Origin of the sequence: Aeromonas sp. L_1B5_3 (genome assembly GCF_963866575.1) — a bacterium.
Lineage (GTDB): Bacteria > Pseudomonadota > Gammaproteobacteria > Enterobacterales > Aeromonadaceae > Aeromonas > Aeromonas jandaei.
Genome location: NZ_CAWMDN010000127.1, coordinates 35,381 through 53,091, shown reverse-complemented (window position 1 = coordinate 53,091; position 17,711 = coordinate 35,381). Strand labels below are relative to the sequence as shown.

Annotated in this window: 14 protein-coding genes and 1 pseudogene; 10 read left to right on the top strand and 5 right to left on the bottom strand. The window is 56.0% G+C overall.

From position 1 onward, the window contains the following. Positions 1-42: 42 nt before the first annotated feature. Positions 43-1,659, bottom strand: a complete 1,617-nt coding sequence (locus AACR93_RS16035) for a phosphoethanolamine transferase (protein WP_043851325.1) — start codon at positions 1,657-1,659, stop codon at positions 43-45. 230 nt (positions 1,660-1,889) lie between these two features. On the opposite strand from AACR93_RS16035, the gene AACR93_RS16030 reads away from it, so the two are divergent. From AACR93_RS16030 to AACR93_RS15990, 9 genes and pseudogenes are all read left to right on the top strand, one after another. Next, the gene (locus AACR93_RS16030) at positions 1,890-3,125 is read left to right on the top strand and encodes an HD-GYP domain-containing protein (RefSeq protein WP_042032413.1); all 1,236 of its coding nucleotides are present in this window, start codon (positions 1,890-1,892) and stop codon (positions 3,123-3,125) included. A gap of 353 nt (positions 3,126-3,478) precedes the next feature. Beyond that, positions 3,479-5,149: a sensor histidine kinase gene (locus AACR93_RS16025; RefSeq protein ID WP_043851324.1), complete on the top strand. Its 1,671-nt coding sequence runs from the start codon at positions 3,479-3,481 to the stop codon at positions 5,147-5,149. Beyond that, complete coding sequence (gene btsR / locus AACR93_RS16020) at positions 5,146-5,850, top strand: two-component system response regulator BtsR (RefSeq protein ID WP_043851323.1); 705 nt, start codon at positions 5,146-5,148, stop codon at positions 5,848-5,850. The genes AACR93_RS16025 and btsR overlap by 4 nt, the downstream gene beginning before the upstream one ends. 140 nt (positions 5,851-5,990) lie before the next feature. Further along, positions 5,991-7,412 carry a carbon starvation CstA family protein gene (locus AACR93_RS16015; protein WP_043851322.1) on the top strand — a complete coding sequence of 474 codons (1,422 nt, stop codon included), beginning with the start codon at positions 5,991-5,993 and terminating at the stop codon, positions 7,410-7,412. A gap of 211 nt (positions 7,413-7,623) precedes the next feature. Next, complete coding sequence (locus tag AACR93_RS16010) at positions 7,624-7,962, top strand: DUF3302 domain-containing protein (protein WP_033113465.1); 339 nt, start codon at positions 7,624-7,626, stop codon at positions 7,960-7,962. A 3-nt stretch (positions 7,963-7,965) separates the two neighbouring features. After that, positions 7,966-9,003 (top strand): HlyD family secretion protein, encoded by a 1,038-nt coding sequence (locus AACR93_RS16005; protein WP_043851321.1) that lies wholly within the window; start codon positions 7,966-7,968, stop codon positions 9,001-9,003. Positions 9,004-9,105: 102 nt separating this feature from the next. Next, positions 9,106-10,866: a DEAD/DEAH box helicase gene (locus AACR93_RS16000; RefSeq protein WP_043851333.1), complete on the top strand. Its 1,761-nt coding sequence runs from the start codon at positions 9,106-9,108 to the stop codon at positions 10,864-10,866. 132 nt (positions 10,867-10,998) lie between these two features. Next, positions 10,999-12,435 (top strand): annotated as a pseudogene (gene dacB, locus AACR93_RS15995) (D-alanyl-D-alanine carboxypeptidase/D-alanyl-D-alanine endopeptidase). Between the two features lie 139 nt (positions 12,436-12,574). Then, a complete protein-coding gene (locus tag AACR93_RS15990; protein WP_033113477.1) occupies positions 12,575-12,841 on the top strand; it encodes a GrxA family glutaredoxin in 267 nt (88 codons plus the stop codon). A 76-nt stretch (positions 12,842-12,917) separates the two neighbouring features. Here the strand turns inward: AACR93_RS15990 and AACR93_RS15985 are convergent, their stop codons facing one another. Further along, entirely contained in the window at positions 12,918-13,763 is an 846-nt protein-coding gene (locus tag AACR93_RS15985) for an endonuclease/exonuclease/phosphatase family protein (RefSeq protein ID WP_042032407.1), read from the bottom strand. Positions 13,764-13,868: 105 nt separating this feature from the next. Between AACR93_RS15985 and AACR93_RS15980 the strand changes: the two genes are divergently transcribed. Beyond that, positions 13,869-14,093, top strand: coding sequence for a hypothetical protein (locus AACR93_RS15980; RefSeq protein ID WP_005337874.1), 225 nt, complete (start codon positions 13,869-13,871; stop codon positions 14,091-14,093). Here the strand turns inward: AACR93_RS15980 and yciA are convergent, their stop codons facing one another. The 3 genes from yciA to AACR93_RS15965 form a co-directional block, all read right to left on the bottom strand. Continuing rightward, complete coding sequence (yciA, locus tag AACR93_RS15975) at positions 14,094-14,498, bottom strand: acyl-CoA thioester hydrolase YciA (RefSeq protein ID WP_033113469.1); 405 nt, start codon at positions 14,496-14,498, stop codon at positions 14,094-14,096. A 59-nt stretch (positions 14,499-14,557) separates the two neighbouring features. Next, a complete protein-coding gene (locus AACR93_RS15970; protein WP_043851320.1) occupies positions 14,558-15,406 on the bottom strand; it encodes an NAD-dependent epimerase/dehydratase family protein in 849 nt (282 codons plus the stop codon). A gap of 203 nt (positions 15,407-15,609) precedes the next feature. Then, complete coding sequence (locus AACR93_RS15965; RefSeq protein WP_082044134.1) at positions 15,610-17,526, bottom strand: restriction endonuclease; 1,917 nt, start codon at positions 17,524-17,526, stop codon at positions 15,610-15,612. Positions 17,527-17,711 lie beyond the last annotated feature (185 nt).

The following is a 17,711-nucleotide window of genomic DNA, read 5'->3' as shown; positions in this document are numbered from 1 at the left end:
CCAGTGGCTGCCGTTTTTTATTGGGCGAATCTCGACCCCTTATTACTGACTTCTGCAGGCTTTGAAAAGATCCAGCTCCCCGTCGTAGACCTTGGTCTGCACATCCATGATCCCCAGCATCGAGTGGAACAGGTTGTCGTGGGAGAAGCGCTTGCTGCTCGCCTCCCCGGCCAGGCAGCTCATATCCAGCTGACGGGCGGCCACCATTTGCGGAGAGAGCCAGGTCAGCAGGGGGACTTTGGTCTGATCGTCCGGCGCGAACTTGTAGGGTGTGCCGTGCAGGTAAAGCCCCATGGCCCCTAGCGACTCACCGTGATCCGAGAGGTAGAGCAGGCCGGTGTTGTACTTGCTCTCCAGAGCCTTGAGCTTGTCGATAAGCTGCGCCACCACCTTGTCGGTATAGCGGATAGTGTTGTCATAGGTGTTGACCAGCTCCTCGTCGCTGCAGTTTTCAATGTCGCTGCGCGGGCAGTCGGGCACGAATACCCGATCACTGGCTGGATAGCGGCGATAGTAGGTCGGACCATGGCTCCCCATCAGGTGAAAGACCACCAGCTTATTGCCCTTCATTCGGGCGATCTGCTGATCCAGCCCTTCCAGCAGTACCTCGTCATAACAGGAACCACCCTTGCAGAAGGCCGGATAATCCTTTGGCGCTATATCGATGGTCGGCACATTGCGGCATACCCCCTTGCAACCGGCATCGTTGTCCTTCCAGAGCACCGAGATGCCGGCATGCTGCAGCACATCGAGCAAGCCATCCTGAGCGTTCGCCTGCTGCTCGTCATAGCCACGGCGAGTCAGGTTGGAGAACATGCAGGGCACCGAAACCGCGGTGGCGGTGCCGCAGGAGCGCACATCCCGAAACGAGACGATCCCTTCCTCTTTATCGGTAAAGCTGTTGGTCGGTTTGTCATAACCGTTGAGGGAGTAGTTTTTGCTGCGTGCCGTCTCCCCCACCACCAGAAACATCAGGGTCGGTTTATCCCCTTTGGCGATGACTTTGGCATCCGTCCCCAAGGGTTGATAAGGGATGGGAGTGGCAAATACCACGTCGCGGGCATATTTGTAGATGCCGTTGACATAGTTGGCCGGCACTATCTGCTTGCCCAGGATCCGATGATTGCGGCCGATCGAGACGTAATCCTGATAGTAAAGTGCGGCAACACCTCCTACGAACAGCAGCGAGAGGGCCAGTGCGCCAGCCCTGATGGCCAGCCCCTTGTACCAGTTTTCCGGATAGCGCACCTTCAGCGACCAGAGCACCACCATGGGTAACACGCCGGTCAGCAGGAACCAGAGCACAACCGGCACATTCAGGTAGGAGGTCGCCTCGCTGTTGTTGGTCTCCACTATGTTCTGGATCATGCTGGCATCGAAGATGACGCCGTACTTGAGCATGGCGTAACTGACGATGGAGCCCGTCAGGATCAGCAGCGAAAAGAAGGGCTTGAGCAACCAGCGGAAGGTAAAGGGGATAAAGACAGCGTTGAGTGCGGCAAGCAGCACCAGAGGAACCGAGATAACGAAACCGGCCCGGACATGTTCCAGGCCACTGATAACAGAATAAAAACGAAGAAAGAAAGGCCAGTTCAGCACCAGTGCAAAAAAGAGCACCAGCAACAAATTCACCTTCATCACACCGAGCGTGATGCGCATAGAAGACTCCTGAATGCCGGACGACACAATAAATGGCGGGGCAACACTACCAGAAACAGTGCCGCCAGCGTAGAAGGCAAAAATTAAGCGCGAATTAAGAGATAACGCAGCGCTCCGTGCGCATCATCACAGCCTCGCATCCAGTCAGCCGTTGCCTTGGTTTTTTTGTTGTCTATCCATCGGATTTTGCTAGCTTGTTGGGTAGGCATTCAAGAAATGCGAGTTGATCAATGGCACTGATCGAAGCCTCTATAGAACAGCTGAGGGTTGGCCACTTTATCCATCTTCCCACTGGATGGACAAACCATCCTTTTATGTTCAATGCCTTCAAGATCAAGGATCAACAGCAGCTGGACATCATTCGCCACCTTGATCTGAACCTCATGATGGTGGATCCCGACAAGAGCGACCTGCCGATCGAGCCGCTGCTGCGCGGCGATGTGCCCGATGCCGGCCCCGACCTCGAAGAGCTGGAAGAGCTGATCGCCTCGGGCCCGCCCCCCTTTGACGAAAAAGCCTTCCGCCGCTCCATGCGTGCCGCCGACAAGGCATTTGGCCAGTCAATGAGCGAGTTGCGCGACGCATTGGGATCCCTCAACCTGAAACCGGACGAGGGACTGGCCAATACCGCCCAGATTGTTCGCAATGCCGCCCTCCAACTCAGTCAGCATGAGGGTCCGCTTGGGCTGCACCTGATCCGCAACCCCCACACCGACATTTTGCTGCAGCACAGCCTCAACGTGGCATTTATCGCCATGCTGATGGCACGCGAACTGGGCATGAACCCCATCGAACTGGAAGAGACCGGTCTGGCCGGACTTATCCACGATATCGGCGAGCTCAAGATACCGAGCCAGATCATCCAGAAGCGTGGTGAGCTCAGCAAGGCAGAGCAAAATTTTCTCAACATGCACCCGCAATACGGGCTCGACATGCTGACCCAGCTCAATGCCTTCGAGCCCAAGATCCGTCAGGTGGCACATCTGCACCATGAACGGCTCGACGGCAGCGGCTATCCGCTGGGGATCAAGGGAGGGGAGATACCACCGCTGGCACGTCTGATTGGACTGGTGGACTTTTATGACGAGCTGCTGCATCCGCGCAGCAGCGCCAATCCGGCGGCGCCCAGCCAGGCCATCAGCCAGCTCTACAAACTTTCCCAGAAGAAGTTCGATCAGACGCTGGTCAAGCTGCTGGTCAAGGTGCTGGGGGTTTATCCACCGGGATCGCTGGTGAAACTCTCGGACGAAACGGTGGCGCTGGTGTTGTCCACCGAACCGACCATGCCGCTCAAACCGAAAATTCTCACCTATATCAAGGGACAGCGCCCGGAAGCCGTACCGATGATCGATCTGCGCGAGGACGAGCGCACCATCACCGCCTTTATCAAGCAGGAAGAGCTGGATGAGGGGCAACGGCTCTTCTTCAATCTGACCCGTCGCTTCTGTTACTACTTTGCGTTTTGAGTTATCCCCAGAAGCTGGGGATAACTCATTGGACAAACCGGAATAATTGCTCGAAGACCCGCCGAAAGGTTGTCATCTGACCATGTATAAAAAACGCCCAGCCATTGGGCCGGGCGGAGCATGCCACCTCCGTGTGGCGTATCCAGCGGATACATTCATGCTCCATCCACCAATACCAACCCCGGTGCGCTTACACAAATATCAATTTAACTTGCTGATTTAATATGGTTTTATCCATCCGTTCTGGCAAACTGGCAGACCGTGCCGCCCCGTTCGGCCGCCAGAACAAGATCCTGATCACACTTATGCACGGACTGGCGATTATTTCACCCGACTTATGAGGAGCGTTTTTTATGCAGTTGGTCCTCTCCTTGCTGCAGCAGATGAGCGTCAGTCTGGTGATCGCCTACCTCTTTTCCAAAAGCCCGCTGCTGCGACCGCTTGCCAACTATTCTGTCAGACTACCTCACAAGGTACTGATATACATTATTTTTTCCAGCTTCTGCATCCTTGGCACCTATGTCGGCCTCGACATTGATGACGCCATCGCCAATACCCGGGCCGTCGGGGCCGTACTGGGCGGCTTGCTGGGTGGTCCGCTGGTGGGATTTCTGGTCGGACTGACCGGGGGTTTGCATCGCTATACTCTGGGGGGATTCACCGATCTCGCCTGCGCCATCTCCACCACCTGCGAAGGGCTCTTGGGCGGCATAGTGCACTGGCGTCTGATGCGGGCCGGCAAGATGGATGCACTGTTCGAACCGCGCATCGCCTTCTTTACCACCCTCTATGCCGAAATCCTGCAGATGGTCATCATCCTGCTGGTGGCGACCCCGTTCGACAAATCCCTGCTGCTGGTGCGTACCATCGCCACCCCGATGATTTTGGCCAACTCCTGCGGTGCAGCGCTCTTTATCAGCATGATCCGCGATCAGCAGCAGATGTATGAGAAGTTCTCTCGGGTCTTCTCCGCCAAGGCGCTCAATATCGCCAACCGAACCGTGGGGATCATGAGTCAGGGCTTTACCCCCGAGGCGAGCCACAAGATAGCCCGCATCATTCAGGAGGAGACCGGCGTCGGCGCCGTGGCCATTACGGATACCGACAAGATCCTTGCCTTTATCGGCACCGGCGAAGATCACCACTTGCCGGGCACGCCCATTACCTCTGCCATCACCATGCGCGCCATAGAGCGCAACAAGGTGTTGTTCGCCGATGGCAATGCTCAGCCCTATCGCTGCAGCCTTTCGCCTCAATGCCAGTTGGGCTCGGTATTGGTGATCCCGCTGCAGGGGGACAAAGGAGTGATCGGCACCATCAAGCTCTACGAGCCCAAAAAGCGGCTCTTTCTCAAGATCAACCACACCCTGGGAGAAGGGATTGCCAACCTGCTGTCACAACAGTTGCTGGCCGGTCGGCTGGAGCAGCAGCAGCGGCTGCTGGTGCAGTCCGAACTCAAACTGATCCAGGCCCAGATCAACCCCCATTTTCTGTTCAATACCCTCAACACCATCAGCGCCATCACCCGCCAGGATCCGGGCAAGGCGAGGGATCTGCTGCTGCATTTGTCGCGATTTTTCCGCAAGAATCTCAAGCGCCAGAGCGGCCTTACCACCCTGCAGGAGGAGCAGGAGCACTGCCGCTCCTATCTGGAGATCGAGCTGGCCCGCTTTGGCGATCGACTGACGGTGCAAAACGATATTCCGGCCCATCTGGCCACGCTGCAGTTGCCAAGCTTCACCCTGCAGCCCCTTATCGAAAATGCCATCAAGCACGGCATCTCCACCCTGCTGGAGAAGGGGTGCCTGCATCTCTACACGGAAGAGACACAGGAGACAGTAACCATCCATGTGAAGGACAACGCCGGTGCCTGGCAGCCACGTCCGGCCGGAGATGGACTGGGAATGACCATAGTGGATCGGCGCCTCAAGAGCGCCTTTGGCGAGCGCTACGGGGTGACAGTGAGCTGCGAGCCGGAGCTGTGGACGCGCGTCTCCGTCACCTTGCCCAAGGAGCAACCATGATCCGGACCCTGATAGTCGATGATGAACACTACGCCCGCGAAGAGCTGAAACAGCACCTTGCCTGTGATCCCGCCATCGAGATAGTGGGGGAAGCAGGCAATGCCATCGAGGCGCTGCCGCTTATTCAGCGCCTCAAGCCAGACGTGGTCTTTCTCGATATCCAGATGCCAAAGCTGAGCGGCATGGAGCTGGTCGCCATGCTTGACCCCCTGCCCCGCATCGTCTTTGTCACCGCCTTTGACGAGTACGCCATTCAGGCCTTCGAGGAGAACGCCTTCGACTACCTGCTCAAGCCGGTGGAACCGGCGCGGCTGGCCAAGACCCTCGCCCGTCTCAAGCAAGATATCTCCCCACAACCGGTCGAAGCGCTGGCCCCTGCCATCCGCCATATTCCCGGCTATCTGCACAACCGGGTACGGCTGCTGCCCATTGCGCAGGTGGAGTATGCCTTCTCCGATCTGGGCGGCGTCCATGTCGCCTGTCAGGGCGAACTGTTCCACACCCAGCTCACCCTCAAATCCCTGGAGGAGAAGAGCCCGCTGCTGCGCTGCCACCGTCAGTATCTCATCGCCCCCGACGCCATCTTCGAGATCCGGCTGCTCGATAACCAGCTGGCGGAGATAGTCACCCCGAGCGGCGCCCGGGTGCCAGTCAGCCGCCGCTACCTGAAAGAGCTGAAGGAGCAACTAGGGCTGGAGTAAACCGTGGAGTGTGCGCCTGATCACAGCCGCCGACCGCTCGGCACGCCATGGCGCCGCTCATCTTTTTTCACCTGCCATTAACAGCCCAACGTCCTAGAGTGGCTGCGCACACCTAAAAATAACAATGCAGGAGCGTAGCAATGATCTGGTTCTTCCTCTGTGTCGGCTTACTTGTGGCCGGCTACTTCATATACGGCAAATTCATCGAACGGATATTCGGCCCGAAACCGGAGCTGAAAACCCCCGCCATCACCATGGCTGACGGGGTGGACTATGTCCCCATGTCGGACAAGAAAGTCTATCTGGTTCAACTGCTCAACATCGCCGGCGTCGGCCCCATCTTCGGCCCCATTCTGGGTGCCCTCTATGGCCCGGTCGCCATGCTCTGGATCGTCTTCGGCTGCATCTTCGCCGGTGCGGTTCACGACTACTTCTCCGGCATGCTGTCGGTGCGCGCCAGAGGTGCCTCGGTACCGACCGTAGTCGGTGAGCATCTGGGCAATGCCGCCAAACACTTCATGAACCTGTTCGCCGTGGTGCTGCTGATGCTGGTCGGCGTGGTGTTCGTGCTAAGCCCGGCAGGGCTGCTCGCCAACCTCACCTCCACCGATCTGGTCTACTGGATCATGGCGATTTTTGCCTACTACATCCTCGCGACCATAGTCCCCATCGACAAGATCATCGGCCGCTTCTACCCCATCTTCGGCGCCCTGCTGGTCTTCATGTCGGTCGGCCTTATCATCGGTCTGATTGTCTCCGGCAAAGGCTTCTACAACACCGGGATGGACTTCTCCAATCTGCATCCGACCGAGCTGCCGCTCTGGCCGCTGCTGTTCATCACCATCGCCTGTGGCGCGGTATCCGGCTTCCACGCCACCCAGTCACCGCTGATGGCGCGCTGCATGCAGAACGAGAAGTCAGGCCGTTTCATCTTCTACGGCGCCATGATCGGTGAAGGGATCATCGCCCTTATCTGGTGCACCCTGGGTCTCTCCTTCTACGACAGCACCGAAGCGCTCAACGCCACCATGGCCAACGGCGGCCCGGCGGCCGTAGTGCACGAAGTCTCCACCAGCCTGCTCGGCACCGTGGGCGGCATTCTGGCCATTCTCGGTGTGGTGATCCTGCCTATCACCTCCGGCGACACCGCGTTTCGCAGTGCCCGCCTCATCGTGGCGGACTTCCTGAAGCTGACCCAGAAACCGATGGCCAAGCGACTGCTGATCGCCATCCCCATGTTCATTCTTGGTTTCATCATCTCCAAGGCCGAGTTCGGGGTGATCTGGCGCTACTTCGGCTGGGCCAACCAGACCACCGCCGTCATCATGCTGTGGGCCGCTGCCGCCTTCCTCATCAAAGAGGGCAAGCTGCACTGGGTCTGCACCATCCCGGCCATGTTCATGACCGCCGTGGTGTTTACCTACCTGGCCAACGCCCCCATCGGGTTCGGGCTGGAGATGGGGATCTCGACCATCATCGGTCTGGCCGCCACCACCATGATTACCGTGGCCTTCCTGGTGAAATTCCGCCAACCGCTGGTCAGCAACCCCAGCGAAGGGTGATGCCGGTATCCGGTTGTAAAAAAGGGGGCCAACAGGCCCCTTTTACATTGACAAAAAAGCCAATAAAACAACCCGTTATTCCCTTAAGCTCCTATACAGCACAAGCCCTTAAGATTCCGTGCGGCCTGACGATAAATATGTGATTTTCAATTGCTTTCCCGAATATATGAATCAATGATAAAGCTGTGCTTGAAGCCAGTGGAGGTTATGCATGTTCCTTGATTACTTTGCCCTTGGCCTGCTCGTCTTTGTCGCGCTGGTCATCTTCTACGGAGTCATCGTGATCCACGATATTCCTTACGAAATCGCCAAACATCGGAATCACCCTCATCAGGATGCCATCCATGTTGCCGGCTGGGTCAGCCTGTTTACGCTGCACGTGTTGTGGCCGTTCCTCTGGATCTGGGCCACCCTCTACCGCCCTGATCGGGGCTGGGGCTTTAACCAGCGCCTGCAAAAAGATGAAGACGATATCGCGGCCCTCAGAGAGGAGCTGGCAGAGCTGAAAGGCCGTCTCAACCATATCGAACAGCAAGAGCAACAGGGATAAATCATGGACCTGCTACTGATCCTGACCTACACGGCACTCTGCGTGGCCATCTTCAAAATCTTCCGGATCCCGCTCAACAAGTGGACTGTTCCCACCGCAGCGCTGGGTGGCGTGATCCTCATCGGCACCCTCATCATGCTGATGAACTACAACCACCCCTACTCCGAGATGGCGCGCAACTACTACCTCTCAACCCCCATTGTGCCGCTGGTCAAAGGCCGGGTGGTCGAAGTGCCGGTACAAGCCAACCAGCCGGTGAAAAAGGGCGACGTGCTGTTTCGCCTCGATGACGAGCCTTTCAGACTGAAAGTGGATAGCCTGACTGCCCGCCTCGATGCCAACAAGGATCAACTCAAGTCGATCGATGCCAGACTGCGCTCCGCCAAGCTGGATCGGGATCGCGCCAGCGACCTGATGCGCCGTGGCGTCGGCAAGCAGCGTGACCTCGACGTCACTCAGGCGAGCGTGGACGAGATCGCCGCCCAGATGGATCAGCAACGCGCCATGCTGGAAGATCTGCAGGCTCAGCTCGATGAAGCCAAATACCAGCTGGCCCAGACCGTGGTCTATGCCCCGAGTGATGGCCATGTGGTGCAGCTCGCCCTGCGTCCCGGCATGATCGCCACCCCTTTCATGTATCGTCCGGTGATGACCTTCATCCACAAGGATGAGACCGCCTATGTCGGCTGGTTCTGGCAGAACAGCATGCAGCGTCTGGCGGTGGGTGACGAGGCCGAAGTGGTGATCGACGGTATCCCCGGCAAGATCTTCAAGGGCAAGGTGACCGCAGTGATCCCGGCCATCGCCGCCGGTAACGTGCAGGCAAACGCCATGCTGCTGGATCAGACCAGCGCTATCCGTCCGGGCCGCATGCCGGTGCTCATCTCCATCACCGACCCCGAGTGGGCCAAGTATCAGGTGATTGCCGGTGCCAGCGGACAGGCCGCCGTCTATACCGAGTACTTCCACCACGTCTCGGTGATGCGCAAGGTACTGCTGCGCATGGCAAGCTGGATGAACTACATCTTCCCCTTCCACTAAGCACAATCTATTCAACGGGCCGGCATCATGCCGGCCCGCTGTTTTTGTGGCGGCAAGACCCCTATAATGGCGCCATCCTACCCTGCCCCGCGCCAAACCTGCATGTTCGTTCTCAGACCCTACCAGACCGACGCCGTCAACGCCGTTATCAGCCACTTTCGCAAACACCCGGATCCCGCCGTGGTGGTGCTGCCCACCGGGGCCGGCAAGAGTCTGGTGATCGCCGAACTGGCCCGCAAGGCACGTGGTCGGGTGCTGGTGCTGGCCCACGTCAAGGAGCTGGTGGAGCAGAACCACGCCAAGTACGAGGCGTGGGGGCTCAAGGCCGACATCTTCGCCGCCGGGCTGGATCGCAAGGAGGCAAGCGCCCAGGTGGTGTTTGGCTCGGTGCAGTCGGTTGCCCGCAATCTGGATGCCTTCGACGGGGCGTTTTCGCTGCTCATCATCGACGAGTGCCACCGGGTCTCGCTCGATGACGACAGCCAGTACCATCAGGTGTTAGGCCACCTCAAGGCCGCCAATCTGGCCCTCAAGATCCTCGGTCTCACCGCAACCCCCTATCGGCTCGGGCTGGGCTGGATCTACCGGCGCCACTACCACGGCATGGTCAAAAGCCACGGTGAGCGGCTGTTCGGCGACTGCGTGTTCGAGCTGCCGCTGCGTTTTATGGTCAAAAACGGCTACCTGACGCCGCCGCGCATGGTGGATGCCCCCATCGTTCACTACGACTTCAGCAAGCTGGTGCCGCGGGAGAACGGCCTCTTCAGCGAGGCGGAGCTCAACGGCGAGCTCAAGCGGCAGGAGCGGGTTACACCCCATATCCTGAGTCAGGTACTGGAGTATGCCGCCGACCGGCAGGGGGTAATGATCTTTGCCGCCACCGTCGAACACGCCCGTGAAATTCACGGCCTGCTTGGCGCCCGAGGCCAGCAGGCAGCCCTTATCACCGGCGAAACGCCGGGGCCGGAGCGCGATGCCCTCATCAACGCCTTCAAGGCGCGCGAGCTCAAGTTTCTGGTCAACGTGGCGGTGCTCACCACCGGCTTCGATGCTCCCCATGTCGATCTTATCGTGATGCTCAGACCTACCGAGTCGGTCTCGCTCTATCAGCAGATCGTCGGGCGTGGCCTGCGCCTCTCGCCGGGCAAGGAGGATTGTCTGGTGCTCGACTACGCCGGCAACAACTTCAACCTGTTTGCTCCCGAAGTGGGGGAGCCTCGCCCCCACGCGGGTACCGAGCCGGTGCAGGTGCCCTGCCCTGCCTGCGGCTTTGCCAACACCTTCTGGGGCAAGACCGACGAGGATGGCAAGGTGATCGAGCACTACGGCCGCCGCTGTCAGGGACTGTTTGAAGATGACGAGGGCAACCGCGAAGAGTGCGACTACCGCTTTCGCGCCAAGATCTGCCCCGCTTGCGGCGCCGAAAACGACATCGCTGCCCGCCGCTGCCAGAGCTGCGATCAGCTGCTGGTGGACCCTGACGACAAGCTTAAAGAGGCGCTCAATCTCAAGGATTGCATGGTGATCCGCTGCGCCGGTCTCACCTTCACCGCAGGGCGCGGCAAACAGGGGGAGCGGCTGGAGGTGACCTATCACGATGAGGATGGTCTCACCCTCAATGAGTACTTCGGATTTCACTCCGAGGGCGCACGGCGCTTGTTTCAACAGCACTTTGTGCGTCATCATTGGCCCGCCCCGGGTCTGGAGCCCGAATTTGCCACCCTGGCGAGCGTGCTGGCGGCAGAAAGCCAGTTTCGCCATCCCGATTTCGTCATCGCCCGCAAATCGGGGCGCTTCTGGCAGATAAAAGAGAAGATTTTTGATTATGAGGGTCGCTATCGCACCGCCAACTCGCTGGCGTGATGGCCAGTGGCGACCGGCATAAATCGTATGAATTGCTTTGCCACGGCCGATCCTGCATCGGCGGGTGAAACAAGGTTGAATTATCAGGGTCAGTGCTATCGGTCTGGCCCCTTCGTCACGTTAGAGGATGTTATGCAGCGGCTGTTGATTGGTTTTTGTGCTCTTTTCTCTCTGGCGGCTCATGCCGCCCCGCTGACGCCCCCTCAGGGTGGCCAGTACGCCATCATAGTGCAGGGCAACAACGGCGTTGAGTTTGCCCGTCATGCGGATCAGATGATCGCCCCCGCTTCCACCATGAAGGTGCTCACCGCGCTGGCGGCCCGTCTCGAGCTCGGCGCCGACTTCCGCTTTGCCACCGACATTCAGGCCCAGCCCGGCGCCAAGCAGGGCAACGTCATCAATGGCGATATCTGGATCAACTTCGTCGGCGACCCCACCCTGTCACGGATGGATCTGCTGGCCCTGTTCAAGCAGCTCGGCGTCAACCAGATCAAGGGCAACGTCTACGTCAACACCGGCGCCTACAACGGCTACGAGCGCGGCAACGGCTGGTCGTGGGGGGATCAGACCCTCTGCTTCGCAGCTCCCGTCTCCTCGGTCATCATCGACAAGAACTGCGCCTACGGCACCATCACCGCCACCCAGATCGGCAAACCGGCGGTTGGCAATGTGGCCACCGGCGTCCCCATCGGCATCGGTGCCGACAACGTGGAAGTGATGAGCTACGCCGACATGGCGCGCCAGTTCTGCGCACTGGAAGTGGACATGGCCAAGGGCAACTTCTACGAGCTCAAGGGCTGTATCACCCCGAGCAAGGATCCGCAGGGTCTGCGTTTCGCCATCCACGACGTGGAAGCCTGGGGCTGGGACAACATCCGCTGGGCGATGGACCGTGCCGGTATCAAGCATGACGGCCTGCTGCGGGTCACCCACAAGGCACCGGACAACGCCGAGACGCTCGGCACCCACTACTCGGTCTCCCTGCCGGTGATGCTGGCCAAGATGCTGAAGAAATCGGACAACCTCTATGCCGATACCTTCCTCAAGACCGTAGGTCGCCACTACTACAACAAGCCGGGCAGCTATCGCAGCGGCACCATGGCGGTGCGCGCCATCCTGACCAAGAACGGCATCGATCTGGGCAACGCCACTCTGGCCGACGGCTCCGGCCTCTCCGCTCACAATCTCATCAGCGCCCGCCAGATGCTGTCGGTGCTGAACTTCATCCAGAAAAATGATGCGGAACTTGGCCTTATCAAGCTGCTGCCAAGCTCGCAGGTGGATGGCACTCTGGCGTAGCGGCGCAGCGTCACCGCCCCCATGATGAAGAACAAGGTGCATGCCAAGACCGGCACCATCACCGGCACCTCCAACCTGGTGGGCTTTATCGATACCGCCGGTGGCCAGCGCAAGGCGTTCGTGATGTTCCAGCGCGGCCTGTCGCAAGACCCGGCGACCCACGATCGCTACCGTGCCAGCAAGGCCCCCTGGCCCTGGACCGTGTTCGAGAAGGGGGTGCTGGAGAGCATCTACCAGCAGCAGCCGATCCAGATTGCCGACGAGAACTGAGGCAATAGAATCGCTCGAATCACGGTATCGACAATTTCAACTTTAAGTCGTGACGAGGGGGGGATATGCTGTCCCCTGCCTCTTATCAATGGCCTGACCTGACGGTTTCACACAACGGCCTCACCAACGGAGAGAAAAGATGTTTGCAGTGATTTTTGGTCGCCCCGGCTGCCCCTATTGCGTTCGTGCCAAGCAGATTGCCGAGCAGCTGGTTGAACAGCGCGATGATTTCAAATTCCGCTACGTCGATATCCACGCCGAAGGCATCACCAAAGAAGATCTGGCCAAGAGCGCCGGCAAGCCGGTCAACACAGTGCCGCAGATCTTCCTGGACGAGCAGCACATCGGTGGCTGCACCGATTTTGAAGCCTACGCCAAAGAGCATCTGGGCCTCTATCAGCAGTAATGCCTCTGTCGCTGACAACAGCGCAAAAAAATCCGGCGCCATTGGCGCCGGATTTTTTTATGGGGCAATCACAGGATCACGGCGTCAGCGACTGGGCGGCAAAGCGCGCAATGATGGGGTTGTGATCGGAGGAGTCGGTCGCCGGTGAGCTCACCTCGACCAGATCCAGATTGCGGTAGTAGAGGTGATCCAGCGGACGACCGAAAGCGGTTCGGCGCAAGTCAGGCACCGGCACAGCCTCTTGCAGGCCCAGCTCTTCAACCAGCTTGCTCAGCCAGAACTGGCGTTTGTCGCTCCAGGTGTTGAAATCACCGGCCAGGATCACCGGCCCCTGATGGCGGCGCACCAGCGCGGTCAGATCGTTGAGCTGCTCGCGGAAGGTGGCCATTCCCAGTTCGAAGTTGACCGCATGGAGGTTGATCACCAGCACGCCGTCAGGATCGCCTTGCAGCGGATAGAGGCTCACCAGCCCGGATTTGGGGATGCGCAGCAAGGGCTCGGGGGAGCGCACGCCACAGACGAACGCCTGCGGGGTCTTGGCTACCGTCATCACTCCGAACGACACACCGCCCTGGGTGAAGGCCTGCAGCTGTTGCCACTGGAAATCACCGGCGCGCAGCCAGTCGAGCATCTCGGGACGGGTGGCCGACTCTTGCAGCAGCACCAGATCCTGCCCCTTGGCGTAGCTGTCCATCCCCTCGCGCCAGTTCTTGCGCTGTCCCTTGTAGAGGTTCCAGACCGTGATGCCGAATTCACGGGGCAGCGCCGTGGTCGCCAGCGCCACCAGCGGCGGACGCTGGCAGTCGATACCCGGCACAATCCCATCGGCCGTGACCAGATGGTTCTGATCCGGCACCTCGAAACAGCCTACCAACCCCAGGGTCAGCAGGGAGGTGCCAAGAATGCGATAACTATTTTTCATCGGCTAAACCGCCCGCCTTTGCTTTGTATCTTGACCATCACAAACGTCATCAACGCCGACTAAGCTGATAGTCCCTGTTCCACTCAACCAGAAGGACGCTGTCTCATGGCGAAAGAACTTCGGTACAACGTGACGTTTTATGATCAACAAGGAAACTGTCATCAAGTGGAGCTGGCCACCGTCTACCAGATAAGACGGGACCCTCAATGCGATCTCTGTCTGTTCGACACCCTTCAGTATGTAGGGTCAGAGGAGATGCTGGAACGCATGATACGGCAAAAAACCGGGCTTGAGCAGGAAATATCCATCATCAACGCCCGGCTTATTTGATCAGGCACTCACCGGAACCGGGCGGGATTTGCCGTGTTCGTCGATGGCGACATAGGTGAAGATCCCCTCGGTCACACAGTAACGCTGGGCATCGTTTTCCCGCAGTACCGGCTTGACCCACACCTCCAGCTTGAGCTTCATGGAGCTGCGGCCGATCTTCATGCAGCGGCCGTAGCAGCAGACCACATCGCCCACCTTGACCGGACTGTGAAACGTCATTCCTTCGACGGATACGGTACAAATACGTCCTTTTGCCAGCTCCTTGGCCATAATGCCCCCACCTATATCCATCTGGGACATGATCCAGCCACCAAAGATGTCGCCATTGGGGTTGGTATCGGCTGGCATTGCCAGGGTTCTCAGCAACAACTCCCCATCGGGGTGACGTTTTGTATCTACCATCATTACCGCCTCTCTCTCATGGATGGCGGCATGATAGGGGGCGATCACCCCCTTGGCAAACCTCAATTGCCCGAGGCGGCGAGCTCGGCAAACCAGTGGGCCGGATCGGGCCAGCGATAGTTGAATCCCATCTGCTGGCAGATCAGCTGACCGTCGATGGGCTGAAATTCACCGGCAGGCTCGATAAAGACCGGCACGGGCAGCCCCTGCTGACGCGCCGCAAAGGGGTAGAACTGCTCGCGGCGCGGATGCACCGGCGCACTCAGGTTGAAGACATCCCCATCCTTGCCCCGCTCCAGCAGCAAGATGCAGGCCGCCACCACATCGTCCAGATGGACCAGATTGACCGACTGGGCGCCGCCATCGAGAGTCTTGCCCGCCAGGAAACGGCCGGGATGGCGATCCGGGCCATAAAGGCCGGAGGGGCGCACTATCATCACCGTTTCGAAACCGGCCGCCAGCACCGCCTGCTCCGCCGCCAGCATCCGCTCGCCACGGGCATGGCGCGGTTGGGGTTCTTCCCCCTCCTGTTGTCCTGCGCCCCACACCGAGGTGGCGCTGACAAACAGCACCCGCCGGGTGCCATTCGCTTTGGCCAACGCGCAGGCCCTTGCCACCGCCTGCGGATAGTCATCGGTCTTGCTCGGCGGTACGCAGATCACCAGCGATTCGCAGGGGATGGGCCACGGCGCTTGTTGATCAGCAACGGGCATCTCGGCAGAGCCCATGTTGGCAGAGATGGTCAGCGGATAGGCGTTGATCCCCTCCCCCTGCAGACGGGCCGCCTTCTCGGCGCTGCTGACCGTGACAGCAACCTGCTTGCCTGCCGCTAGCAGAGCTCGCGCCAACGGCAACCCCAGCCAACCCGCCCCCAGAATACCGATAGTCCCGGCGATATATTGTTCTGTCATCGTCCCTTACTCCTGCTTGACGCTATTTGCCCCGCAGCTTACCTGCCTTGGAAAGAAAAGGAAGCCTTAACCTGCTGATAGATAAATGCCACCAATATAGTGACATTATTTTTTTAGAAACGAATGATTACAATGTATTTTTTGTTTTTTATAAAAACACCATTCGTTCTAAGTCGCAATTAAGTAACACTTTAATATTTACCTCATGATGTTAGAATTTTCATAACATCTTTATAATCCATTGGTTCACCACCACTATTTCTAAATGTGTAAATTTTTCTAGAATTTTCCCAACTAGAGCCTAATGAAACATTGTAGTTAGCTTTCCAGTATTCTTTTGTTGCTACAAAGGAATCTGAAGGAGATGCTGTTGTAATGATGCTGATAATTTCCATTGCCATCATAGAGATTTTTTCAACAATTCCTCTGGAGTATTCATGTGCAATTGACTCTATATTTAAATGTATACATAGATGACAAAAATGAGTTGATGTGTAAACCTCAACACTATATACATATTTTAGAGAGTCTACCATCTCCAAAAAATCCAAATTTAAGAATGCGTTTGGATTCTTGTTGGCCAAAACAAGCTCAAGATGAAATAATCGTGAGTTAGGTAATATCGGACTAGGAATATCTTCCGGGTAGCTAATTACTTCACCACAGATATAAAAATATTCCTCTGGAATATCAAACATATCATTCCCAGTAATAGCGATCATATGCCTTGCTTTATTTGGATCTAAAATATCCACTCCAGATAAACGTAATAGTGCCGACTTGATATTTTGTTGGCTATGCTCAAATTCTATTTCATCAGGCAACCTTAACACAGATGCGAAACCATCCTTACTTCTTCCTCGTGTTTGAGATGGATAGCCCAGTAATGAAAAATGTAGCCAACCACAAACAATATGCTTTCCGTCAACCCAATCAATATGTTCATCTGGTTCTGGTATATGTTCAAAAGGCCAAGATTCAAATTTCTCAATCAAGCAAAAGATCGATTTTTCCCATCCAGCTTTAAGTCGCTCTTTTGAAGCAAGCTTTTCTAACTGCGCTTTCCAACCAACTCTAGTTTTTATTTTATAGTCTAAACATACATTCAATTCTTGATTATATAACCTGATATAGCCAGCCTCTGTAACGCGAGCATCATTAACACCAGTCCAATCAACTTGACCATCTACGCTAATGAAGTCTAATTCTCTACCAATGTAACTTTCGGTAACGATATAAGTACTTGGACATAAATCCAGATCGATCTCTGTACCTTCCCCATCATTGTTTCTAGCCGCAATATATGATTTTCCAAATCGAAGGCTAAAACCGCATAGTTTTTCTTTCATCCAATCCAACAGCAGATAAACAACTTTATTCTTGAACGATTCAATTGATGCTAATGAGTCAAGCCCTTCCACAACCAGTTGAGAAAATAAAAATCTATATCCCCCACCCTCTTCAATGGTTAATGGTAACGGTGCTTTATAAGGCTCAAAGCGATCCGTATCCATTCTGCTTGCTAATATTCTTATCTTAAGATTTGGAAAAACATCTTTGAATTTCTCCTCTAAAACCACCAAATTATCTTCGCCAGCATGCTCTTTAATTACATAAGGTAGATCATCTACGTGCTCTCTAACAAGAAATGGAATTCGAATAGAAGGCTCTCTTTTACAGATAGACTCACCATCAAACCATATAGACCTAAGTAATGGACTTTCTAAAACTAACAATCCAAGCTCATCACCATCTATGAATGACAACTGGAGATTTGGATAATTATCAAGGTACTCTCTTTTGGCTTGGGGAGAAATTTTCGCATTGGTTATAAATAAACCTTTTGAATAGTTAAATTTAATCAAAGCCATTGGTAGCTCAGATAACTCCCTAGAACTGCATGTCTTTTCACCATCTTCATGATATTTACATTGAACTAATGTTCTCTCACCATCGAGCTCAGCATAGAGATCTCTCCCCCCATCTCCAGGCCCGTCTGTTTTGTGTATTTTGGAAAACCCCTTTGAAAACAATAAGTCAGAAACAAGATCAATTAATATTCTGGAATCTATATTTTTCGTTATTAATTTCCTGATATCTTCATAGCCTTTGTACCCCATATAAGTAAAACCTCCTAATAAAAAAACCTCAAAGTTTTATGAAGGAAAAACCCCAAATTAACACCTTATACTATTTTCATCTTATGTATAAGTAATAAAAATATTTATTTCATTAGGGCATTTTATTAAAACTTTAACTGTAAAGACATATGCAAAATGAAAACTTCGATTTTAAACACTCTGCA